Source organism: Synechococcus sp. CCAP 1479/10 (genome assembly GCF_019038515.1).
Taxonomy (GTDB): domain Bacteria; phylum Cyanobacteriota; class Cyanobacteriia; order PCC-6307; family Cyanobiaceae; genus Cyanobium.
Genome location: NZ_JAFKRJ010000088.1, coordinates 1 through 212 on the forward strand (window position 1 = coordinate 1; position 212 = coordinate 212).

At 65.6% G+C, this 212-nt stretch carries 1 pseudogene; it reads right to left on the reverse strand.

Annotated elements, in window-relative coordinates:
* Positions 1-212 (reverse strand): annotated as a pseudogene (locus KUG39_RS17095) (iron uptake porin); the annotation flags it as partial.

Here is a 212-nt window from a genome sequence, read left to right on the forward strand (position 1 = left end):
TGTCGGTGACCTGGAACTTGTACCACCACTCCCAGGCGTAGTTGCCATCGACGATGGCGGTCGCGGCGGCGGGGCCACCGAAGACGGGGTTGCCACCGCTGACAGCGGTCAGGAAGGTGGGCTGGCCGACGGCCATACCGGCGGAGTTGCCCTTGATGAACACGTCATCCCACTGCAGACCCACGTACCAGGACTGGCTGGTGGCGTTGGTG